This window comes from Tatumella citrea, assembly GCF_002163585.1.
Taxonomy (GTDB): Bacteria; Pseudomonadota; Gammaproteobacteria; order Enterobacterales; family Enterobacteriaceae; genus Tatumella; species Tatumella citrea.
Map to the genome: position 1 here is coordinate 3,616,617 of NZ_CP015579.1, position 22,829 is coordinate 3,639,445.

Genomic DNA, 22,829 nt, shown 5'->3' on the forward strand with positions numbered 1-22,829 from the left:
CGACAGGAATCCTTATGAGTACAGACACCTTAGCTCGCCACAGTACTGCTGCTGCACATCCCTGGACTGCTGAAGAATATGCTGTCCGGCTGGATTTATCCCGTGCCTACCGACTGGCCGCACAACTCAAGTTTACCGACCATATTTACACTCATTTTTCGGTACGGGTGCCGGGAAAAGAAGAGCATTTCCTGATTAACCCTTACGGTCTGTTATTTGAAGAAATTACTCCTGAAAGCCTGATCAAAATTGATGTGCGTGGCAATATTATTGATGATCCGACAGGGCTGGGAATTAATGAAGCCGGCTATGTGATTCATGGGGCTATCCATGAAGCCCGTCCGGATCTGAAAGCCATTCTGCATACCCATACCCGTGATGGTGTTGCGGTTTCGGCACAGCGTGAAGGGTTACTGCCCATTTCACAGCATGCACTCGGTTTTTACTCGCGTATCACCTACCACGAATATGAAGGCATTGCTCTCGATCTGGATGAACAGCAGCGGCTGGTGAATGATTTGGGGGACAGCGATGTGATGATCCTGAGAAATCATGGCTTACTGGCGGCGGGTGCAAACATCGCCCAGGCATTTCGTAATCTGCATATGCTGGAGCGGGCCTGTAATATTCAGATAGCTGCACTGGCCGGTGGCAGGGAAAATATTTTACTGGCGCCGCAGGAGGCGATTGATAAGGTTCGTCAGCAATCGTCCCGTTTCCGCGACGGTAACGACCCCATCACCCGGAAACACTGGCAGGCATTACTCCGCTCGCTACCCGACCCGGAGTTGCGCTGAAAACAACCAGCACTGTCCTGACAAGGCAGTGCCGGCTTTTATGGTCTAGCGGAACTTCTTGTGGTTCTGATTACGGATATCACCCAGCTTTTTGGCTGCAGCTTTGGCTTCCGGCAGTTTATTGGCAGCAGCCAGCTTATCCACCACCGCGATTTGTGCAATCAGCTGATCCAGCCCGGCATGGTATTCCTTTATCCCTTCACTGTCGGCTGACTGGCCCTGCAGTTTATAAGGGGTCGATTTCTTCGCATCTTCAGCCGCATCGTGCATTTTCTGTAATGATTGCTGCATTTCTGTCGCACTACTGGTGCTTTGAACGGTAGCCAGTTCGGTACCTAAGATGTCCATATCCTGTTCCAGCGGTAGCGCATAGGCTGTGGCACAGGAAAGCAGTAACGCAGCAGATAATGCTGTTTTCAACGATTTATGCATTGCTCACTCCTCAATGTGGATAATCAGGGCTCCGGCATAGTTATGATTGTCACCGGAACCCGCAGCTTATCGCCGAACTACTGGCCGGCGATTTTCATCCCGGACAACAACACCGATCCGCACTGAATATTACTGCGGGTTTCAATGTCATCGCCGACAGTAACCATGTTCTGCCACATATCTTTCAGGTTTCCTGCGATAGTGATCTCACTGACCGGGTACTGAATCTCTCCATTTTCTACCCAGAAACCTGAAGCTCCGCGCGAATAATCACCGGTAATCGCGCTGACGCCCTGTCCCATCAGTTCTGTCACCACCAGCCCGGTGCCCATCTGTTTCAGCAAATCGTTAAAAGAGCTGCCCTGACCTGCAATCCGCCAGTTATGAATGCCTCCGGCATGCCCGGTGCTGTGCAAGCCTAGTTTACGGGCTGAGTAGCTGGTCAGTAACCAGTCCTGCAATACACCACGGTCGATAATCGTCCGGTCAAGGGTACGAACCCCTTCACTGTCAAACGGTGTGGAAGCCACGCCTTTCAGCAAATGTGGGCGTTCTTCAATGGTCAGCCAGTCAGGAAAAATTTGTTTGCCGAGAGAATCCAGCAGAAAAGTAGACTTGCGATAGACATTCCCGCCGCTGATTGCTCCAACCAGATGACCAAACAGTCCGGTCGCCACTTCAGCAGCAAAAATAACCGGGGCTTCCATAGTGGAAAGTTTTCTCGGTGCCAGTCGGGCCAGTGTACGGCGCGCACACTCTTCACCCACCCATTGTGCAGACTGCAGATCAGCAAAATCACGGGACGCTGTATAAGCGTAATTACGTTCCATATGACCATCCTGCTCAGCAATTACGCTGGCAGAGATGCCGTGACGACTACTGCAATAACTGTTAAGCAGACCATGGCTGTTACCAAATACGCGGATACTGGCATGGCTGTTGAGACTGCCGCCTTCGGTATTGATAATCCGTTTGTCTGCCTGCAGGGCAAATTGTTCTGCTTCTGCCGCCAGTTCGATAGCCCGGTCAACTTCGATGTCTAACGGGTGGAAAAGATCCAGGTCCGGCGCATCCCAGGCCAGTAAATCTTTTTCGGCAACTCCGGCATAGGGATCCGGTGAGGTATAACGGGCAATGTCTACCGCAGCCTGAACTGTACGCTGGATAGCTTCCGGACTCAGGTCAGTCGAAGAGGCACTGCCTTTTCGCTGTTGCAGATAGACGGTGATACCCAACGCACCATCACTGTTGAATTCAACATTTTCCACTTCGCCATAACGCGTACTGACGCTGATACCGGTGGTTTTGCTTACTGCGACTTCTGCACCATCTGAGCTGTTTTTTGCCAGTTCCAGTGCGTGAGACACTGCCTGTTCCAGCAGCTTACGTTGTTCTGCAACCTGAGTTGATACGTTCATCGATTCGCCGTCTACTCTTATGTATGAATATATTCAGTCTATCAGAGTCAGAGAACAATTTCGCAGTCGCCCTGTAACCTGTTAGCATTAGCCTCTTTTTTCAGGAGCCCGATAATGACCAAACAGCCAGAAGAGTGGCTCGACAACGAGCCAGACCCACAGGAAGATGAAGATGATGAGATTATCTGGGTCAGTAAAAGTGAGATAAAACGCGATGCCGAAGAGCTTAAGCGCCTCGGTGCGGAGCTTATCGACTTAAGCAAAAATGAGCTGGAACGCATTCCGCTGGATGAGCAACTGCGCGATGCCATTGAACTGGCACAGCGTATCAAGAAGGAAGCCCGTCGCCGCCAGTTACAATTAATCGGTAAATTATTACGTTCACGTGACGTCGAACCATTACGTCAGGCGTTAGATAAACTGAAGAACCGCCATAATCAGCAGGTGGCACTGTTCCATAAACTGGAAGCCATTCGTGACCGCTTAATTGAGCAGGGTGATGATGCCATCGCCGAAGTGATTAATCTCTATCCGGATGCTGATCGTCAGCAGCTGCGTAGCTTTATTCGTAATGCTCAGAAAGAGAAGTCCGCCAATAAGCCACCAAAATCTGCACGACTGATTTTTCAGTACCTGCGTGAACTGGCTGAAGCCGAATAAAGGTTCTGGCAGGGCGAACTTTTCGCCCTGCCGGCGGATTAGCTGAGCTTTTCCAGTCGTTGTTGCAGTTTTTGATGAATACCTTCAAAGCCGCCGTTACTCATCACCAGCACGGTATCGCCTGGCTGCGCTTCTCTGGCAATCATTTCGACCAGTGTATCGATATCGGCACTCCAGTGTGCCGGTTGCATACAGGCTTCAGCCACCTCAGACACCTGCCATGAAATGTGAGGCGGCTGGAACAGGAATACCTGGTCCGCCCTGGCCAGCGATGGCGCCAGATCGTTTTTACTGATTCCCAGTTTCATGGTGTTTGAACGAGGCTCGAGCACCGCCAGAATCCGCGCTTTGCCACCCAGTTTGCTGCGTAATGCTGACAATGTTGCCAGAATGGCTGTCGGGTGATGCGCAAAATCATCATATACATCAATACCGTTAAACTTACCACGCCACTCCAGGCGGCGACGGGCATTAACAAAGTTGTTGAGTGCCGCAGCAGCATCGCGAGGGGTAACACCCACATGCCTGGCGGCCGCCATCGCCATCAGACCATTATGCATATTATGTTCACCCACCAGCGACCAGTTCACCTCAGCCACAGGCTGACCGTCGAACAGAACTTCCCAGTGTGAAGCATCCGCATTACGCTTTTGCGCCCGCCAGTGTCCCTGCTCACCGAGTGTCTCCTGCTCACTCCAGCAGCCCATCTGAATCACCTGACGCAGATTACTGTCCTGCTCTGGCCAGATAATTTTTCCCTGACCTGGCACAATACGCACCAGATGATGGAACTGACGCTGAATTGCCCGCAGATCATCAAAAATATCCGCATGATCAAACTCCAGATTATTCAGGATCAGTGTACGTGGGCAGTAATGGACAAACTTCGAACGTTTGTCGAAAAATGCGCTGTCATACTCATCCGCTTCAATCACGAAAAACGGGCTGTCACCCAGCCGGGCAGACACGTCAAAATTGCCCGGGACACCGCCAATCACAAAGCCTGGCGCCAGACCGCAGGCATCCAGTATCCATGCCAGCATTCCGGAGGTGGTGGTTTTCCCGTGGGTTCCGGCCACGGCCAGTACCCAACGGTCCCGCAACACAAAATCATGCAGCCATTGCGGACCAGACATAAAGGGAAGATTTTTTTCCAGCACAGCCTCAACACAAGGGTTTCCCCTGCCCATGGCATTACCGATAATCACCAGATCCGGTGCGGGTTCCAACTGCTGCGGATCATAGCCCTGAGTAAGTTCAATACCTTGTTTTTCCAGCAGAGTACTCATTGGTGGGTAGACATTGCTGTCCGAACCTGTCACTTCGTGCCCCAGCGAGCGTGCCAGTATTGCCAGCCCGCCCATAAAGGTGCCACAAATACCCAGAATGTGAATGCGCATAAACTGATCCATTGCCCAAAAGTTACTGTACAGTGTAACGCCAGAGCTGATAACTAAGAAATAGGATGATTGATTAAGTTATTCACGCCCGTTAAGTTTGCAATAGTGTTAATATCGAGTAATTCATTAATTAACCTTTCCAGAGAATTGTTATGAAAACATTGGGTGAATTTATTGTTGAGAAGCAGAATGACTTTCCGCACGCTACCGGTGAGTTGACTGCACTGATTTCAGCAATCAAACTTGGCGCGAAAGTTATACATCGCGACATCAATAAAGCAGGCCTGGTGGACATTCTGGGTGCCAACGGTGTTGAAAACGTTCAGGGCGAGCAGCAGATGAAGCTCGACCTGTTTGCCAACGAAAAGCTGAAGTCCGCACTGAAAGCCCGTGGTATTGTCGCCGGTATCGCTTCTGAGGAAGAAGATGAGTTTGTCATCTTTGAAGGCGTAGAGAACGGTAAATACGTCGTACTGATGGACCCGCTGGATGGCTCATCAAATATCGACGTAAACGTATCGGTAGGTACCATTTTCTCTATTTACCACCGTATCACCCCTGTCGGCACTCCGGTCACCGAAGAAGACTTTATGCAACCGGGCACTGAGCAGGTTGCTGCCGGTTATGTGGTCTATGGTTCTTCCACCATGCTGGTTTACACCACCGGTCACGGCGTTCATGCCTTCACCTATGATCCTTCTCTTGGCCTGTTCTGTCTGAGCCAGGAACGGATGACCTTCCCGGCCTATGGTGCTACCTATTCAATTAACGAAGGCTACTATTCCCGTTTCCCTAACGGCGTGAAGAAGTACCTGAAGTACTGCCAGCAAGAAGATAAAGAGACTCACCGTCCTTACACTTCACGTTATATCGGTTCTCTGGTGGCTGACTTTCACCGTAACCTGCTGAAAGGCGGTATCTATCTGTATCCAAGCACGGCAAGTTATCCTACAGGAAAACTGCGTCTGCTGTATGAATGCAACCCAATGGCTTTCCTGGCTGAGCAGGCCGGTGGTAAAGCCAGCGACGGTGTTAACCGTATTCTGGAACTGAAACCGCAGACCATCCATCAGCGCAGTCCGTTCTTTGTCGGCAACACGGCGATGGTGGATGATGTTGAACGTCTCATCCATGATAATCCGGACGACAACGCTAAATAATCTGCCGTAGTCCCCCACAGAACGCTGCCACAGGCGGCCTCTGCGGGGGAGTTTTCTGTCAGACAGCCAGCCTGAACGCCGCGACTGTCTGTTGTAACCGCGCACTTTGTTCTTCAAGCACATGAGTGGCAGAGGTGGCCTGTTCTACCAGTGCCGCATTTTGTTGTGCGACTTCATCCATCTGAGTTACTGCGACATTAATCTGTTCTATCCCACGACTTTGTTCATCTGAAGCCACCGATATTTCTTTCATCAATACAGTGACCTGAGATACTTCAGAATAAATTTCATTCATTGCACTCCCGGCACGGCTGGCCATTTTACTGCCGTCGGAGACCTGCGATTGCGAAGTCACAATCAATTGCCGAATCTCTTTTGCCGCATTGGCGCTGCGCTGCGCCAGACTCCGGACTTCATTAGCGACCACCGAAAAACCCCGCCCTTGCTCACCGGCACGAGCCGCCTCTACCGAGGCGTTAAGAGCCAGAATATTGGTCTGAAAGGCAATATCATCAATCATTCCCAGGATATCGCCGATCTTTTGCGAGCTTTGGGTGATATCCTGCATTTTCTCAACCACCTGATTCACCACATTAGCCCCGCGCTGTGCCGTTTCAGATACTCTGGTAGATAAATGATGAGCCTGATGCGCGTTACCGGCATTTAGCCGCACAGTGGCTGTAATCTGCTCCATACTTGCTGCAGTCTGTTCCAGAGAAGTCGCAGACTCTTCGGTACGCTGTGACAGATTAACAATCCCTGCCCCCAACTCGCGGCAACCGAGATCAATCTGAAAGCTGGCTCCCGATACCTGTTGTACAGAATGGGTCAGTGAGTTCTGCATATGTTGTAGCGTACCCATCACCACATGCAGATCTTTGTTACCGGCCAGCGGGACGCTGCGGGTCAGATCCCCGTCAGCAATCAATGTCAGATGTTCCCTGACCAGGGCCAGCGGATTCAGCAATGCTTTACGTAAAATACGCCAGCTGACGACCATCGTACCGAGGGCAATAACCGAACAGATAACCAGCAGCACTTCCATTTGCCATTTACGACTTCCGGCCAGGATAAACTGTTGTTGGGCAACATGGCTGGCATAGCGATTAAAATTCTGAACTGACTGACTGAACGCGGCCATTAACGCCGGAAATTTTTCTATACTCCGGTAATAGCCTTCCAGGTCTCCGTGTTGCAGTTCGGCCACCATTGGCAGTATTGCCTGATCCATATAAGCCTGGTAGTTCTGAGCTACATCCTCTGCCATCTCTTTGCCTTTCAAAGTGACGGTACCTGCTTTCAGAAACTTCTTCATATGCGATTGTGAATTAGTGACCGCCGTACTTACGTCCTGAAAATATTTTTCCGCCGCACGACTGTCACCCAGTTCAGCTTTACGCACGGCCAGTGCGGCCAGCGACCGCCCATGCAACAGATCACTGTTACTCTGGTAAAGGCTGGCCAGTTCATCTTCATGAATACGGTTAATTTCGGTCAGTGAGTGGTCTGCCGCATTCAGCGCAAAAAATCCGGTAGCACTGACCACAATCAGCAGTGCAGCCATTAGCGTCAGAATAATCAGTAAGCCACTACGCAGAGACAATTTAAACAGCATAACAACCCATTCCTTAACAGGTCTGTGGGGAGGAATACTCTGTTTATCGTCCCTGGCCGGTAATCCTTTACATGGTTTACCAGCCACCAGCACTGTGACTTAAGGGCTAAGTTATCCGGGAGCGCTTTGTATAAGGGGTTTTTTCGCATAAAGCACTGGACGGATCACTCTGAAAGCAGAAAAAGAGGCAATACTTTCACTGTCAGTTAGCTATAATACCGGGCACTTAATTGATGTCATTGAAGGAATTAAACGATGAGTCTGAACCTGGTTGAGGCAGGAAAAGATCTGCCAGAAGATATTTATGTAATCATTGAAATCCCGGCAAACGCTGACCCGATCAAATATGAAGTTGATAAAGAATCAGGCGCTCTGTTTGTTGACCGTTTCATGTCTACTGCCATGTTCTACCCATGTAACTACGGTTACATCAACCATACCCTGTCACTGGATGGTGACCCGGTAGACGTTCTGGTTCCTACACCATATCCGTTAGAGCATGGTTCAGTGATCCGCTGCCGTCCGGTCGGTGTTTTGAAAATGACCGACGAATCCGGTGAAGATGCGAAAGTCGTTGCTGTTCCGCACAGCAAACTGACCAAAGAATACGATCACGTTAAAGATGTGACCGATTTACCGGAATTACTGCGTGCGCAGATCACCCATTTCTTTGAGCACTACAAAGATCTGGAAAAAGGTAAGTGGGTAAAAGTTGACGGTTGGGCAGATGCTGCTGCAGCGAAAGCCGAAATCGTCTCTTCTTTTGAACGCGCTAAGAAGTAATCTGCGGCTCCGCGGATAAAAAAACGCCGTCTGTTTCAGACGGCGTTTTTTATTTATAACGACTCTTCATCCCTTTTCAGCCAGTCGCCGCTCATAATCTGCTGACGATCTGCTACCGGTCGCTGGTAGATATACATCCACGCAGTACCATAGGGAGTGGATATTAACTGACGCTTATACTCTCCGCCCCGGGTGCGTAACGCATCCAGTTCACCAAGCGTAGTTGCATCGATCCGGTACACTTCACAATAAACACTTCCCTGCCCGGCAACCACGCCAGGATAAAGGCCGAGATTATACAGATCGTAACCTTCGACCTGATAATCCCCTAACCACTGCGCATTGGTCATCCAATGACTGTTTCCTTGTTTGCGCCTTAAACTGCCATAGACGATTATTCGCATTGCTAAAACTCAAACTGATAAAGCAAATCGAGGGCCTGATCAACACCAGACACCGCTTCCAAATAGAGTTTAGGCATCAGCCGGTAGCGCAGGGTTAAGGTCGCCAGAGAATCAAATAATCCGACACCATATTTCACCTGCAGCCCTGGCAGGACATAACCGCTGACCTGCACCTGCTGACTATCACCGACCCCTGCGGTATCAAGAGAAAGATTACTCACACCGAAGGTTTCGCCGATTTTGCCCATGACCTGACCACTTTGTGCAACCCCTAACCCAACCAGTGCCGATGTCAGTGCATTGCTGTCACCGTCACTGCCAAGCCCTTGTCCGCGTAATAAGTAAGACAACGCTTCCTGTTGTGACATCGTCGGGTCTGAGAACACTTCAACTTTAGGTTCATCAGCCAGACCGGTCACACGGATCCCCGCTGTCACACTATCTTCTGTCGCTTCAGGGTTGCGGATAGCTTCCAGATTAACATACGGCTGATCCGGCGGGCCGGAGAACTGTAATTGTCCTTTACGTACCAGCAGATCCTGACCGTAAGCATGGAAGCGTCCTGACGGGATATTAATCTGTCCGTTAAGTCCTAGTCCATTCTTATCCTGTATTACTTTTAAATCCCCGGTCAGACGGGCATTCAGACCAAAAGCAGACAGCCGGACGTTGTCACCTACATGTATGATTAAATTACTGTTTATTGGAATTGATGTTGTTTTAGGCTGAATCGGCTTCAGATTATCATCCAGCATCACTTCATCAGAAGAAACCCCTACGGCGCTCTCCGGTACCTGCTGAACGGTAATTCTTGCCCAGGGCACATCCACTTTACCGTCGAGATTAAAGGCCGACGGAGTCGCTTCAAACACCAGATCTGGTGAGACATCCATCCTGACCATTGGCGGGACCGTCACCCGGATTTTATCGCCTTTGGCTGCCACTCGTGCGCGCCAGTTATCCAACTGAGCCCAGTCGGCATTCCCTGTCAGATTCAGGGTACCCTGTCGGGTCTGGATCTGCCCCTGCAGGGTTGAGCTGACTCCGGCGAACACCAGATTCAGATTCGCCCCGGTCATCTCTACCGGCATAAAATTGCCGTTAATCACCATATCAGTTAATGCTGTCTGGCCGAAGATCCGTGGATTTTGCAGATTCCCGGACAACCGCAGCTTGCTGTTCAACATTCCCTTAATCTGCTCGCCTTTCGCCAGCGCAGGATTAAATAGCGCCAGTGACAGATTAGCAATATTGACCGAACCACTGAGATTGCGCACCTTCTGTGGATCATTAATCAGAATGTTGCCATCCAACTGACCATTGTTAGCAATCTTCACCAGCCATCCCAGTTGGGCTTTTCCTCCCACCAGCGAGGCTTTCAGATTCAGAGCATCAAAGGCTATGGGTAAAATATTGCCCTGAACATTCTGTTTTACCTCAACACCTTTACCGCTCAGAGTGACATTACCGGTCGGCAAGCCACCGGCTGCTGTCCAGTTAACCCGGGCGTCGCCGCTGAATACCCCTTTAAGTTCCGTATCCGCCGGTAACACTGGTTTAAGCATCGCCAAATCGAAGCGGCTTAGCTGAATATGCGCATGCCCGTCGGCCCCGGCGACCACTGGCTCCGGAACACAAATCTGTGCGTTCGGATTCAGCCAGCAATGGGTACCCACCGTGATCGTTTTCTGCGCATTTTTATAATCCAGGCTAACAGCCTTACTCAGTCGCCACTCACCCACCGGAGTATTAAAGTGCGTATTGCTGAGTGCGCCCTGCCAGCGTTGGGTCTGCCGGTCGAAACTACCGTTTAGCTGTAACTGCCCCGATACCGGTTCACCATCCACCGTCAGTTTCAGTTGGTGCTGTTTTTCGTTACCACTGGCGTCCAGCACAATGCTGCTAATTTTTAGCGCCGCCTGCTGTAACTGCGAGACCCGCAAGGCCAGCTTACCGGCGATTTGCTGTGCTGAACTGACATTACCTTTCAGACTAAAGCTGCCAATACTCAGCTGCTGCCAGCGTAAACCACGACCATCAAGATCAGCTTGCAGTTCCGGTTGCTGTAATGTACCACGGGCATTAATCGTCCCTTTCACGACCCCACCCAGCCCCGGTAAGGCATTATTGAGGTGCGAGGCATCAATAGTGGCATCAAGGTTAATTTTATCGGCCAGTGTTCCTTTCACATCCAACCGGTTTTGGCCCAGCAGCAGACTGATCTCCGGAATACTCCACTGGTTATAGCTGTTGCCGTAAAGAGAACCTTTTACGTTAACTGCATTCTGTTTCACATTGCCGGTCAGTGAGAGTGACGGCACCCGAACCTGCCAGCTACCACCATACAGGCTGCCGCGCGTGGTTATGCTACCGTCAAGTTTCGCCGGCCAGTCCGGATACTGTTTTGCAGTATTAATACCACTGAGCGTCAGTTGGCTGTTCCAGCTAATCGCTTTAGTCCAGTCCAGCAATGCATGAAGATCGACATTGCCCTGCAACGCCGACACCCGCAACTTATCCAGAGAGAACTGATCGGTATTCCCTTTACCATCGAGGGCAATATCCGCTGGCGGGATGGAGGTACCGGACACTGATGTCCGTAATGAGATAGTGTAATCCGTCGCTTTCCCGCCAGTGGTCAGGGCCAGATTTTTCACCAGCCAGTCAGCCTGCCCGGTCAGTGGCCAGCGTAACTGAGAACTGTTGAAAGATAACGAGAACGGCAGCCCCGTTACCGCAGGCTGAGCCATCGCCTGCAGTTGGGCTTTTACCGGACCGGACAGATTAAGATTCAGACTGACCTGTTTTTTGGCTGCGCCCTGCATCACCAGCTTCACTTTCTGGCCTTTGACCGGGTCCATATTAATGTCGCTGTTCAGCGTCAGATTTAGCGGCCAGTCACCACTCAGGGTCGCCTGGCCGGTGACGCTGAGTATTCCCTGCTGAGCATTCACTTTCAGGGTCTGTAAATCCACTTTATTATCGACCGCCTGAGCTTTCAGCAGCAACTGGTTGACGGTCAGATCGGTATCCCCGGTCAGACGCAGATTTTCACCGCTGATCTCTTCAATAGTCAGATCCAGCGGTAAGTGAAACTCAGGCAAATCCAGTAATGGTTTGGCAAACAACGCTCTCAGCATCTCAGACGGCGATTGTTCCGGAACCGGCTGGGGTTTTGTCTGTGCGGTTTTCGACTCTGAAGAGGGTTGATTATCTGTTGCGGTCGCAGGGGTAGCCGTTGGGGTTACCGGTTGTCCGGCCGTCGCGGCAACATTCTGCTTCAGCTTGTCAGTCTGTTTAACCACAGCCTCAGTTGAAACCTGCTCTGCCGCGGCTTTGGCTTTAGGCAATGCCAGCAGCAGGTTCGCGATTTTGGTTGGTGTCAGTGTCAGCTGGCGACCCTGCCAGTTCAGCCCGGTCGAAAAACTTCCCAGAGCAATCGCCGTATCATTAATCTTAACACTGACATTATCTAAACCAAGATGCCGTAATGTGATGGGATACGGGGTGGAAAGATTACCACTGCTGCTATCGTCTTCCGTTTTTTCAGGTGCAGCGGGTGCCATTTTACTGCTGTCCACCACCACGCTGACATCTTTCAGGGAAATATCGTTAACGCAGACTGAAGAGTGAATCAGACACGAAGCATCCAGCGACAGGTGTAGTTCGCCACCTGACACACTAACACCGGCCATCTGATATCCCAGCCCTTTGATAGTAAGGTTGCTCCAGCCACCTTCAACCTGCTGAATTTTCAGCCCTGGCACCCAGCGGGCTGCGCTGTTAAGCACCAGATGCAGGCCTGGCGCTGTGCCGATAAGAAAACCAACTATCGCTATCAGCAGCAGTAAAAATATCAGAATCCCTGTCAGGACTTTCTTCCATCGCGTCATAGTTCCGGCCCCAGTCCTATATAAAACTGCATTCCGTGATTATCTTTGTCACCCACCGGGGCGGCGATATCCAGTTTGATTGGGCCCACAGGGGAAGCCCAGCGGATACCAAATCCGGTCCCGGTTTTAATGTTGGTATCTTTAAAATTATTTACCGCTTCGCCGGAGTCGACGAATACCGCCCCCCACCACTTGCCGGTAAAGTTGTACTGATATTCAATCGACCCGGTAGCCATTTTCGAAGCACCGGTCAGCTTGCCGTCAGAATCGCGCGGCGAAACACCCTGGTATTTATAACCACGAATACTGCGGTCACCCCCGGCGAAAAAACGTAAATCCGGTGGAATACGTTCAAAATCACTGGTTTCTATCCAGCCAAAGTTGCCACGGAATACAAAACGGTGTTTTTGCGCCAGCGTTCGGATCCAGACGTTTTGTGCCTGAAAAATAACAAAATTAACATCCGAAGCCCAGGTGGTATCAGAGACATCTACTGAATAGCGTTGGGAATCTCCCCAGGTAGGCATCATCCCGCCACGCGAGCGGGTCCGGTTAACACTCACTCCGGGGTAGATCAACATGGTCTTATCCGACACATTACCCTGGGTATAGTTGTCCAGACTCCAGCGCAAATTCAGTGCTTTTTGCCAGCCGGACTGATTGTCCCAGTAACGTGATACGGCCACTGTCGAGGTATCTGATTTGGTATCGTTCAGGTTGATACGCTTTAACCCACCCTGCAACAGATAATATTGCTCCAGCGGGCTTTTCAGTAACGGGATTTTATAAGTCGTGTCCAGCTGTTGTTCCGGCTGTGACAGGTAAGTATTCACCGACAGACTTTGGCCGTAATCGTTAACCCACGGTCGTTTCCAGGTGGCTTTAAGATGCGGGCCGACATCGGTGGAATAACCAATACCAGTCTCTGCAGAATTTTTTACCGCCGGGGTGAGTGCTGCATTAACCGGCAGAATTTTAGTCGTATGCGCTTTATCAAATTCAGGGGCAGCCACTACTGAGCTGAACCAGCCTGTGGCAGATAACCGACGGTTTAACTCGGCCAGGTCAGTGGAACTGTAATAGTCCCCTTTATGAAAAGGGATCAGGTTGCGCAGATATTCTTCGCGGATATTTGAGCCTGCAAAGCTGACATCCCCGAAGCGGTAACGCGGCCCGCTGTCATAGTCGAGGTCCCAGAAAGCCTCATGCCGGTCAACCGAGACGCCGAGTTGGCTTTTTTTGAATTCGCCGTCAAAGTAGCCTTTACGCAATGCGATGCTGGAAAAGCCACTTTTGAAACTGTCATATTGTCCGTGATTCAGTACGGTACCGTTTTTCGGCCGTCCTTTTTTCACCCACTGAGCGTAATCAGGATCTTTACTGGCCTCGCCTTCCACCACTATGGTACTGCCGGCAATTTTCACTGGCGGGCCTGCATCGACATTCACACGGATTACCGTGTTTCCCCCCCCCAGCGCATCGGGTGGCGTCGGGAAAGTGATTTCTGGCTGATAATAGCCCAGCGCTCTCAGGCTCACTTTAATAGAATCCGTCAGACGAGCCTGAAAACGACTGTCAGCAGAGACTTCTTCACTGGCAATTGCCGCCAGGCGAATCCGGACATTGTTCTGTAATTCGCCTGAAAGCCCTGTCAGCTGCAACTTAACAGTCGCAGCCTGAAGCGAAGGCGCTGCCAAAAGCAATACCGTCACACCATATAGCGATAAACGTAGACGTGGCACGCAAACTCCTGTTTATACCGGCCGTTTTCCCGGAGTCATCGCCCGGAGTATATATAAATACCTTATCTACAGCGTAGTCGTCCATCCGGACCCGCGGGTAAAAAAACAACCAAAAAGATAAAAATAACAGAGATATCGGCTATTGTCGGTAAATGCATCAGTTAACACAACACCCGTAGTGAGATAAAAAACCACTCCAGCGATTTTAACCGGCAAACTCACCACAAAATCCGGGATAAAAAACTACCATTTTCATATTGGCGATACATTTTTCTATTGATGAAAATTTGTTCACCTTTACCTCTGGCGGCCCCTCTGCGGCTGCTGCTATAATCGGCCCTTCAGGAAAACCTGAGTCGTTTCTGTCTGAGAGGTATGCTATTTAGCTGCCGGACAGACATTTTTGGCGCGGATAGCCAGTATGGCACTCATGTCATACGTGGAAGTTTCTGTTGCCCACGCCAAAAATGACAAAAGTATAAAAATTGGACCTTCTATGTTAGATAGCTTATTTGTCATCTTATTACTGATAGTGATCAGTTCATTCTTCTCTCTGTCTGAAATTTCGTTGGCTGCCGCCCGCAAAATTAAACTTAAATTACTGGCGGATGAAGGAGATGTTCGGGCGCAACATATCCTGAAAATGCAGGAATCCCCGGGCATGTTCTTCACCGTCGTACAAATCGGCCTGAATGCAGTTGCTATTCTTGGCGGTATCGTCGGTGATGCAGCGTTTTCACCGGCTTTCAACTCGCTGTTTTTACGCTTTTTCTCGCCGGAAGTTGCCGACCAGTTAAGCTTTATCTGCTCTTTTACCATCGTTACCAGCCTGTTCATTTTGTTTGCTGACCTGACGCCGAAGCGCATCGGTATGATTGCTCCGGAAGCAATTGCTTTACGAATTATCCACCCGATGCGTTTTTGCCTGACGGTGTTCCGGCCACTGGTATGGTTCTTTAACGGCATGGCCAACAATATTTTCCGCCTGTTTAAAATACCGATGGTACGTAAAGATGACATCACACCTGATGACATCTACGCAGTAGTAGAAGCGGGTGCGCTGGCCGGGGTACTTCGGAAACAGGAACATGAGTTAATTGAGAACGTATTTGAGCTTGAATCACGTACTGTTCCGTCTTCCATGACCTCGCGTGAAAATATTGTCTGGTTCGATCTGAATGAAGATGAAGTGAGCCTGAAGTCGAAAATCGCACGTCATCCGCATTCCAAATTTTTGGTCTGTAATAACGATATTGACCATATTATTGGTTATGTCGATTCCAAAGAATTGCTGTTACGTGTACTGGGTAACCAAAGTCTGACGCTCAACAGTGGTGTGCAGATTCGTTCGGCACTGATAGTTCCGGATACTTTAACCCTGTCAGAAGCACTGGAAAGTTTTAAATCTGCAGGTGAAGACTTTGCAGTCATCATGAATGAATACGCACTGGTAGTGGGTATTATCACACTGAATGATGTAATGACGACACTGATGGGTGACCTGGTAGGACAGGGCTTTGAAGAACAAATCGTCGCCAGGGATGCGAATTCATGGCTGGTTGAGGGCGGTACGCCTATCGACGATGTGATGCGGGTTTTACATATTGATGAGTTCCCGCATAACGGTAATTACGAAACCATCGGCGGCTTTATGATGTATATGCTGAGGAAAATACCGAAACGTACCGACTTTGTGATGTTCTCTGGCTACAAATTCGAGGTGGTGGATATCGACAGCTACCGTATCGATCAGTTACTGGTCACGAGGATAGATGAGCGACCTGCAGTTCTGGTTCCGGCGGGAACGGCGGTGGCTGAAGAAAGTACCACGGTCAGCTAAACCAACAATCAGGGCGCCTGTCGGCGCCCTGGCTTTTTTAACGATATTCTGCCTGTAAGCGCAATACCAGCCGGTTAATCTCCGACATCACATTCAGTTGCTGCTTATCTTTTACAGATGGCAGTAACAACCTGCCTTTATCGAAATCAAAAGCCCCAATGCCAGTAATATACAAACGGCCTTTAAATAACGTTTTGACGTATTTAGCGATTTGCAGAGGGTTATATCGCTGAAAAATCTTCATCCTTATGATCCTTACTTGCTGATGCCCTGACAGTCAGAGATCCAAAACGGATTTCACTGTTATGACCACAATTTACTGAAAAAGTGCCCCACCGCTCAATCAGATAAACCACAAAATCATCATGGAATAGTCTTATATCTTGTATATTTATTGTAATACAGTATAAAACTAATATCTGTGCAGTCTCACACAAATTATTAACAACCTGCGAGCGCGTATCATGCAGGGGTTATGTTTCAGTAAAATGAACGAAGGTTAAAATAGCAGGCAGGTGCCGCAGTTAAAGGCCGGGTAAAGCGGTAATTCGTGGCAGACAACGAAGCTAAAGAAATATTCCTGCCGCACAAAAAGCCACAAGAGCACACCAGAGTGCTCTTTGAAATCTGCTGTTTTCCGTTACTGGCTGTGCTTATGCCCGTGGAAAGCAGCAGATTATTCCAAATGAAATCGTAGTATCAGAACAGGCTGACACGAAAACCCGGGTTAAGGAAGGATTCACGAGGCGTGTAATCCAGCGTTTTCCCGGCCCAGTCGGTCACATGCGCACCCGCGGCTTTTGCAACTGCATGCCCGGCTCCGGTATCCCAGATATTGGTAGGCCCGAAACGCGGGTAAAGCTGAGCCTTGCCTTCTGCGACCAGGCAGAATTTCAGAGAAGAGCCTACTGAAACGGTCTGATGCTCACCCAACTGGCTGAGGTACTCTTTCAGTTCGCTGTCAGCATCCGCATGCGAGCGACTGACAACCACCAGCGGTGGATTAGCCTGCTGTACCTGGATAGGAGTGCGGGCGCCCTGCTCTTCTTTCCAGGCCTGTCCATCGGCGGCAAAGTACATCAGATCACTAGCCGGGGCATAAACCACTCCGGCAACCGGCTCACCCTGCTCAATCAGAGCAATATTCACGGTGAACTCACCATTACGACGGATAAATTCTTTAGTCCCATCCAGTGGGTCTACCAGCCAGTAGCGCTGCCATTGTCTGCGCTCTTCCCAGGGAACCGGAGACTCTTCCGACAATACCGGAATATCCGGGGTTAGCCTGGACAATCCTTCAAGGATCACATGATGCGCTGCAATATCGGCCGCAGTAACCGGTGAGTTATCTGCTTTATGTAACACTTCTGTGGGCTGGCTGGCATTGTAGATCTGCATAATTTCAGCCCCGGCCGCTCTTGCCAGCTGGCAAAGTTGTTCCAGCATGATTCACCTCTTTGCATTCAGCATCTCATCAGGGAGATGCATCATTAATCTCAGTTTTTTCAGTGTAACGTATTTTTATCTGGCTTGCAGAAGGCTGTAACAGGCGAATATCTGCCACTCAATGCCCTTTAATCCATCAAAACGGGTAAATTTAAGCCAAAAAAAACCGGCACACTGGCCGGTTTACACTGAGCAGAAGAATTACAGGATTTCCAGTAATTCTACTTCAAACACCAGAGTGCTTAATGGCGGAATAGATGCGCCTGCACCACGCTCGCCGTAGGCCAGCTGCTGAGGGATAACCAGCTCCCACTTCGAGCCAACCGGCATCAGGGTTAACGCTTCAATCCAGCCAGCGATAACACCGCTGACAGGAAATTCAGCAGGCTCGCCACGCTGAACCGAACTGTCGAACACAGTTCCGTCGATCAGTTTACCGGTGTAATGAACACGAACCCTGTCCTGACGAGAAGGAATCGGACCTTCACCCTGAGTCAGTACCCGGAATTGCAGGCCGGATTCTGTGCTGCTGACGCCTTCACGCTGGCGGTTTTCTTCGAGGTATTTCAGCCCTTCAGCAGCCATAACCTGAGTACGTTCCTGGCGCACAGCTTCAGCACGTTCATGAACTTCACGCAGTGCACGATGTACGACGTCCACAGGGACAGCCGGCGAGTTTCCTTCCAGTGCATCACGCAGACCGGCCAGTAACGCTTCAGGCTGTAATCCCTGTAATCCTGATTCCAGCAGCTGCTGCCCAACCTGCAGTCCAATACCGTAGCTTGCCTGCGCTTCAACGCTATCAAAAGAAAGAGTCGTCATTTCCTGTTCCTGTTTTATCCTCGATAATTGAGACGGCAGCATAACAGTGCGCGGCCCCGGGGTAAAACCGAACCTGCAACTGGTGACTTTTTTTTCTGAAAGATAAACAATAGCAGGCATAAAGTGCAACTATCTGCGGGTCTGCTATAAACAATATGTCAGATTCGTAACAGAACATTCATTCGCTGTGTAACAAGAGAGAATAAAGATGGGCCAATTTGCCCGCCGTCAGCACCCTACTATCCGAAGTCGCGTTGCAGATGCCATACAGGCAGCAAAGCCCGGCAGTCTGCGCCATTTGTTTACTCCGCCAGAGGAAACGAGTATGCGGAAACAGGAAAATACCGCCGGTCAGCCTTCCCTGTTCAGTTCGGTCGGGCACTGGCCTGAGAAACTGCGCTGGATGGACCCCCTGCCACTCACTCATCGCTGGGGAATCTTTGCCGGAGTCATACTGGTGGTAATCGGAATTTTACTACCAGGTCAGTCACAGCAATTTCCGGTACAGCGCCCGGTGAATAGCAACTCAACAGTGATGCAGGCACAGTTAGATAACAGCGGTGATACTTCATCATCTATTCCGGTGCCATCGTCAGATGATCCACAGGGCCAATGGCATAACTATCAGATTGCCGATGGTCAGACGCTGGCACAGCTGTTCAGAGATAATAATTTACCGGTCAGTGATGTGTTTGCGATGGCAAATGTCGAAGGGGCGGATAAACCGTTAAGTAATTTACAGACTGGTCAGCAAATACGCTTGCGAATTAATGCCAGAGGTACCGTGACCGGGTTAACCCTTAACGGTAGCAACGGACCAGTGCTGTTTGTCCGTCAGGGCAACGGCAGCTTTATCCGGGCTCAGTGAGCTTATTTTATGCTGGTGATACCAGCATATGGCAGAAACAAAAACGCCGGCATAATGCCGGCGTTTTTGTTGCGCTGCAGATTAAGCAGCAGCAACGACATTAATAACCAGTTTAGCAACAACGTCGCTGTGAACCTGGAAATTAACTTCGTATTCACCGATAGCGCGCAGAACGCCTTCCGGTAAACGCACTTCGCTTTTAGCAACTTCAACGCCAGCCGCAGTTACTGCGTCAGCGATGTCGCGTGCGCCGATAGAACCAAACAGTCTGCCACCGTCACCGGCTTTAGAATTGATGGTTACAGTACCCAGTGCATTGATTTTCTCAGCACGGGCATTGGCAGCAGCCTGAGTTTCAGCTTGTTTAGCTTCCAGCTCAGCACGACGAGTTTCGAAAAACTCGATGTTGGTTTTGGTTGCAGGGACAGCTTTACCCTGTGGAACCAGGAAGTTACGAGCGTAGCCCGCTTTTACGTTGACCTGATCACCCAGGTTACCCAGGTTTGTTACTTTATCAAGCAGAATAACTTGCATTACCTTATCCTCTCAAAGTCGTTAATGGACAGTGGCCGATTACTGATGACGATCAGTGTACGGCAGCAGAGACAGGTAGCGCGCGCGCTTGATAGCACGGGCCAGCTGACGCTGGTATTTTGCGCGAGTACCGGTAATACGGCTCGGTACAATTTTGCCACTTTCAGTGATGTAGTTTTTCAGCGTTGCGATATCTTTATAATCGATCTCTTGAACGCCTTCCGCGGTGAAACGGCAGAACTTGCGACGACGGAAATAACGTGCCATTAGGCTAGTCTCCAGAATCTATCAATTCAATCTGCTCGGCATGTAACACCATTCTGCTTTGTCCTGTTTTTGCCTGATGGCAATGCAGGAAACCGCCAAGAATGAGTTGTGTGCCGACCGTTATATGTTGAGTAATCTGCAGATGTTCATTACCACTGATAATCACAGGGATACGACATCGTGCATGCCGGGATAATCCGGCTTCCTCCTGCAGTGACTGGTGCTCAAGCACGAACTGACAGTGAGGAATTCCTGAGGGGCTGGTCTTTCTGACAACATTGCCACAGACAGTACCGGACAAGCGCAGATGATTAGCCACCGTCATGGATTACTCTTCAGAATCCTCAGCATCTGAGTCATCAGAGGTTTCGTTAGCAAAATCTTCACGACGATCACGACGTTCTTCTTTTGCTTTAACCATTGGTGACGCTTCAGTTACCGCGTTTTTAACGCGCATAACCATGCTACGGATAACGGCGTCGTTGAAGCGGAAGTTAGTTTCCAGCTCATCGATAACACTCTGCGGCGCTTCAACGTTCAGCAGAACGTAGTGTGCTTTGTGCAGTTTGTTGATCGGGTAAGCCAGCTGACGGCGACCCCAGTCTTCCAGACGGTGAATCGTGCCTTCAGCACCGGTGATAGCACCAGTGTAACGCTCGATCATTCCTGGAACCTGCTCGCTCTGGTCAGGATGGACCATAAATACGATTTCGTAATGACGCATCGGTTGCTCCTTACGGATTATTCAGCCTCCTGTCAGGGTCAGCCGTGGCCCATGGAAGCAAGGAACGTTTTTAAGTACGGCTGAAAAATTGACGCGTAATAATACTGACCAGATGAGTGAAACTCAAGCAAATAAATCAGCCAGTGGTAGAAAATATCTGTCCGTCGGGCAGAAACCGGCTGACGGTCAGGCAAAAGCCTGATCATTTCCCCCTGCGATTCCCCTTTCAGACCACAATCATCCTGACGCGCAGGTGAAAATCTCACCCACGTGCTATGCTCAGCAGGTCATCCACAGCCATTCAGAAATGGCTGCTGACTCAACAGGAGGAAGTGATGAATATGACATTCCGTATCGCATGTGCTGCCGTACTGCTCTCTGCGACGGCCCTGCCCGTTGTTGCTCAACCACTGCCCGGCCTCAGCTCCCTGCTCCAGAGCCAGCAAGGCCGCATAGCCTTTTCACAACTAATTGCCGGACAGCATTTACCTGGCTGGATAAAGAAAGGCGGAGTAGAAACGCCGATGCAGGAAGTGACTCTGGACGGTACGACTTACCAGCTGTACTACAGCTGCAAGCCTCATGACTGCGCCGCTGATCGTTTTGCCCTGATTTATTCACCGGCTGACAACAGTATGAGTGGATTATGGTCCCGTGTTGATGAAAAAAATCATAAAGAGCAGCTACGTTGGCTGAATATCAGTGATAAGTTTTCAGTGGATGGTAAGACCGTGCTGTATGCGGCCATCAGCGGCAGTCTGGCCAATCATCCGCACGATTTCAATTATACCAGTCAACACTAAGCCCGATAGTCCACAGCACGGCAGCTGCCTTCCGGGGGCCATCCGTGAATATCCGCAAGTCACTCTGTGATTGCTGCCCTCTGACACTAAGGTGAAGGATAAAATGCCGTTACGTGTACTCACACTATGTTTTTCGCTGCTACTGAGTGGTTGCGCTTTGGTACATCCAACCCCGGTGCCCCGCCCGCCCCTGAAGCCTTATGCCCAGGAACTCAGTCTGGCGCAGACGCTGGATCTGTGTAAAACCGCCAATGTGCATGTGACTGTCTACGGATCGCCGGATGATGCAGAACGGGCAATTCACGCGATGGCGAATCAGGCTGGCGTACGCTGGTACCGGATTATTATGGTGAGTGATACGGTGGTGCCGGGCAGATGGTACAGTGAGGCAATATTTTACCGGACCAGTCCCGCCGTCCGCAGAGCCGGAAGCACCACGGACGGAGGCTGTTAATCAGGAAGTCTGGCGCTGGCGCACCGCTTCAAACAGACAAATTCCGGTCGCGACCGACACATTCAGTGACGAAACGCTGCCGGACATCGGGATGCTGATCAGTTCATCACAATGCTCACGGGTCAGGCGGCGCATACCTTCGCCTTCAGCCCCCATCACCAGTGCCATCGGGCCGGTCATTTTACTTTGATACAGATTATGGTCAGCTTCACCAGCTGTGCCCACAATCCATACATTGTATTCCTGAAGCAGACGCATGGTACGTGCCAGGTTGGTAACACGGATTAATGGCACAGACTCTGCTGCTCCACTGGCTACCTTTTTAGCCGTTGCATTCAGTGAAGCCGAGCGATCTTTCGGTACAATAACAGCATGAACTCCGGCGGCATCTGCACTCCGCAGACAGGCACCGAGGTTGTGCGGGTCAGTCACTCCGTCCAGAATCAGCAGGAATGGCTGTTCGATTTTTTCCAGTAGATCGGGTAAATCCCCTTCCTGGTAATGACGACCGGGCTTCACGTTAGCAATGATCCCCTGATGTACCGCCCCTTCCGCTTTACTGTCCAACCACTGACGCGTGGCTATCTGAACCACAACACCCTGGGCTTCCAGTGCAGTGATCAACGGCTGCAGACGGCGATCATCGCGTCCTTTCAGAATAAATACTTCCTGAAAACGCTGCGGATCACGCTCCAGTAAGGCCTCGACGGCATGAATACCAAAAATAATTTCGCTCATAACTCAGTTCAATGGTTGGACGTTAAATA

The 22,829-nt window shown here is 50.3% G+C and carries 23 protein-coding genes; 8 read left to right on the forward strand and 15 right to left on the reverse strand.

The window, feature by feature from the left end:
• Window positions 1-14 precede the first annotated feature (14 nt).
• Entirely contained in the window at window positions 15-797 is a 783-nt protein-coding gene (locus A7K98_RS17155) for a class II aldolase/adducin family protein (protein ID WP_087489652.1), read from the forward strand.
• 45 nt (window positions 798-842) lie between these two features.
• On the opposite strand, the gene cybC is transcribed toward A7K98_RS17155, so the two are convergent.
• Window positions 843-1,229, reverse strand: a complete 387-nt coding sequence (cybC, locus tag A7K98_RS17160) for a cytochrome b562 (RefSeq protein ID WP_087489653.1) — start codon at window positions 1,227-1,229, stop codon at window positions 843-845.
• Between the two features lie 77 nt (window positions 1,230-1,306).
• A complete protein-coding gene (gene pmbA / locus A7K98_RS17165) occupies window positions 1,307-2,647 on the reverse strand; it encodes a metalloprotease PmbA (protein ID WP_087489654.1) in 1,341 nt (446 codons plus the stop codon).
• Window positions 2,648-2,761: 114 nt separating this feature from the next.
• Here pmbA and yjgA point away from each other — a divergent pair, with 114 nt between their 5' ends.
• Complete coding sequence (gene yjgA / locus A7K98_RS17170) at window positions 2,762-3,307, forward strand: ribosome biogenesis factor YjgA (RefSeq protein WP_087489655.1); 546 nt, start codon at window positions 2,762-2,764, stop codon at window positions 3,305-3,307.
• Window positions 3,308-3,345: 38 nt separating this feature from the next.
• On the opposite strand, the gene mpl is transcribed toward yjgA, so the two are convergent.
• Window positions 3,346-4,707: a UDP-N-acetylmuramate:L-alanyl-gamma-D-glutamyl-meso-diaminopimelate ligase gene (gene mpl, locus A7K98_RS17175; RefSeq protein WP_087490569.1), complete on the reverse strand. Its 1,362-nt coding sequence runs from the start codon at window positions 4,705-4,707 to the stop codon at window positions 3,346-3,348.
• Between the two features lie 152 nt (window positions 4,708-4,859).
• On the opposite strand from mpl, the gene fbp reads away from it, so the two are divergent.
• Entirely contained in the window at window positions 4,860-5,867 is a 1,008-nt protein-coding gene (fbp, locus tag A7K98_RS17180; protein ID WP_087489656.1) for a class 1 fructose-bisphosphatase, read from the forward strand.
• 58 nt (window positions 5,868-5,925) lie between these two features.
• Here the strand turns inward: fbp and A7K98_RS17185 are convergent, their stop codons facing one another.
• Complete coding sequence (locus A7K98_RS17185; RefSeq protein ID WP_232461557.1) at window positions 5,926-7,482, reverse strand: methyl-accepting chemotaxis protein; 1,557 nt, start codon at window positions 7,480-7,482, stop codon at window positions 5,926-5,928.
• A gap of 255 nt (window positions 7,483-7,737) precedes the next feature.
• Here A7K98_RS17185 and ppa point away from each other — a divergent pair, with 255 nt between their 5' ends.
• Complete coding sequence (gene ppa, locus A7K98_RS17190) at window positions 7,738-8,265, forward strand: inorganic diphosphatase (RefSeq protein ID WP_087489657.1); 528 nt, start codon at window positions 7,738-7,740, stop codon at window positions 8,263-8,265.
• 53 nt (window positions 8,266-8,318) lie between these two features.
• On the opposite strand, the gene A7K98_RS17195 is transcribed toward ppa, so the two are convergent.
• Genes A7K98_RS17195 through tamA form a run of 3 tightly spaced genes read right to left on the reverse strand, consistent with a single transcriptional unit; the run spans window position 8,319 to window position 14,304 of the window.
• Window positions 8,319-8,669, reverse strand: coding sequence for a gamma-glutamylcyclotransferase family protein (locus A7K98_RS17195; protein ID WP_087489658.1), 351 nt, complete (start codon window positions 8,667-8,669; stop codon window positions 8,319-8,321).
• Between the two features lie 2 nt (window positions 8,670-8,671).
• Entirely contained in the window at window positions 8,672-12,562 is a 3,891-nt protein-coding gene (gene tamB, locus A7K98_RS17200) for an autotransporter assembly complex protein TamB (RefSeq protein WP_198361114.1), read from the reverse strand.
• A complete protein-coding gene (gene tamA / locus A7K98_RS17205; RefSeq protein WP_087489659.1) occupies window positions 12,559-14,304 on the reverse strand; it encodes an autotransporter assembly complex protein TamA in 1,746 nt (581 codons plus the stop codon). Before tamA ends, tamB begins: the two co-directional genes overlap by 4 nt.
• A 496-nt stretch (window positions 14,305-14,800) precedes the next feature.
• Between tamA and A7K98_RS17210 the strand changes: the two genes are divergently transcribed.
• Entirely contained in the window at window positions 14,801-16,144 is a 1,344-nt protein-coding gene (locus A7K98_RS17210; RefSeq protein ID WP_087490572.1) for a hemolysin family protein, read from the forward strand.
• A 37-nt stretch (window positions 16,145-16,181) separates the two neighbouring features.
• Here A7K98_RS17210 and A7K98_RS17215 read toward each other — a convergent pair whose 3' ends face one another.
• The 3 genes from A7K98_RS17215 to fklB all read right to left on the reverse strand — a co-directional run bounded on the left by A7K98_RS17215 (window position 16,182) and on the right by fklB (window position 18,412).
• Entirely contained in the window at window positions 16,182-16,388 is a 207-nt protein-coding gene (locus tag A7K98_RS17215; RefSeq protein ID WP_038023414.1) for a DUF1107 domain-containing protein, read from the reverse strand.
• Window positions 16,389-16,843: 455 nt separating this feature from the next.
• The gene (gene cysQ / locus A7K98_RS17220; RefSeq protein WP_087489660.1) at window positions 16,844-17,590 is read right to left on the reverse strand and encodes a 3'(2'),5'-bisphosphate nucleotidase CysQ; all 747 of its coding nucleotides are present in this window, start codon (window positions 17,588-17,590) and stop codon (window positions 16,844-16,846) included.
• Between the two features lie 201 nt (window positions 17,591-17,791).
• Window positions 17,792-18,412 (reverse strand): FKBP-type peptidyl-prolyl cis-trans isomerase, encoded by a 621-nt coding sequence (fklB, locus tag A7K98_RS17225; RefSeq protein ID WP_038023492.1) that lies wholly within the window; start codon window positions 18,410-18,412, stop codon window positions 17,792-17,794.
• Between the two features lie 208 nt (window positions 18,413-18,620).
• Between fklB and A7K98_RS17230 the strand changes: the two genes are divergently transcribed.
• Entirely contained in the window at window positions 18,621-19,280 is a 660-nt protein-coding gene (locus A7K98_RS17230; RefSeq protein ID WP_232461558.1) for a LysM-like peptidoglycan-binding domain-containing protein, read from the forward strand.
• A gap of 81 nt (window positions 19,281-19,361) precedes the next feature.
• Here the strand turns inward: A7K98_RS17230 and rplI are convergent, their stop codons facing one another.
• Genes rplI through rpsF form a run of 4 tightly spaced genes read right to left on the reverse strand, consistent with a single transcriptional unit; the run spans window position 19,362 to window position 20,805 of the window.
• On the reverse strand, window positions 19,362-19,814 hold the full coding sequence (rplI, locus tag A7K98_RS17235) for a 50S ribosomal protein L9 (RefSeq protein WP_087489661.1): 453 nt from the start codon (window positions 19,812-19,814) through the stop codon (window positions 19,362-19,364).
• Window positions 19,815-19,853: 39 nt separating this feature from the next.
• A complete protein-coding gene (gene rpsR, locus A7K98_RS17240) occupies window positions 19,854-20,081 on the reverse strand; it encodes a 30S ribosomal protein S18 (RefSeq protein WP_000135199.1) in 228 nt (75 codons plus the stop codon).
• A 4-nt stretch (window positions 20,082-20,085) separates the two neighbouring features.
• Window positions 20,086-20,406, reverse strand: coding sequence for a primosomal replication protein N (gene priB, locus A7K98_RS17245; RefSeq protein ID WP_087489662.1), 321 nt, complete (start codon window positions 20,404-20,406; stop codon window positions 20,086-20,088).
• A 3-nt stretch (window positions 20,407-20,409) separates the two neighbouring features.
• On the reverse strand, window positions 20,410-20,805 hold the full coding sequence (rpsF, locus tag A7K98_RS17250) for a 30S ribosomal protein S6 (protein ID WP_038023514.1): 396 nt from the start codon (window positions 20,803-20,805) through the stop codon (window positions 20,410-20,412).
• A 335-nt stretch (window positions 20,806-21,140) separates the two neighbouring features.
• Here rpsF and A7K98_RS17255 point away from each other — a divergent pair, with 335 nt between their 5' ends.
• A complete protein-coding gene (locus A7K98_RS17255) occupies window positions 21,141-21,608 on the forward strand; it encodes an Ivy family c-type lysozyme inhibitor (protein WP_232461559.1) in 468 nt (155 codons plus the stop codon).
• Between the two features lie 103 nt (window positions 21,609-21,711).
• Window positions 21,712-22,062: a biofilm peroxide resistance protein BsmA gene (bsmA, locus tag A7K98_RS17260; protein ID WP_087489663.1), complete on the forward strand. Its 351-nt coding sequence runs from the start codon at window positions 21,712-21,714 to the stop codon at window positions 22,060-22,062.
• Here the strand turns inward: bsmA and rlmB are convergent, their stop codons facing one another.
• Window positions 22,063-22,800 (reverse strand): 23S rRNA (guanosine(2251)-2'-O)-methyltransferase RlmB, encoded by a 738-nt coding sequence (rlmB, locus tag A7K98_RS17265; protein ID WP_087489664.1) that lies wholly within the window; start codon window positions 22,798-22,800, stop codon window positions 22,063-22,065.
• Between the last annotated feature and the right edge of the window lie 29 nt (window positions 22,801-22,829).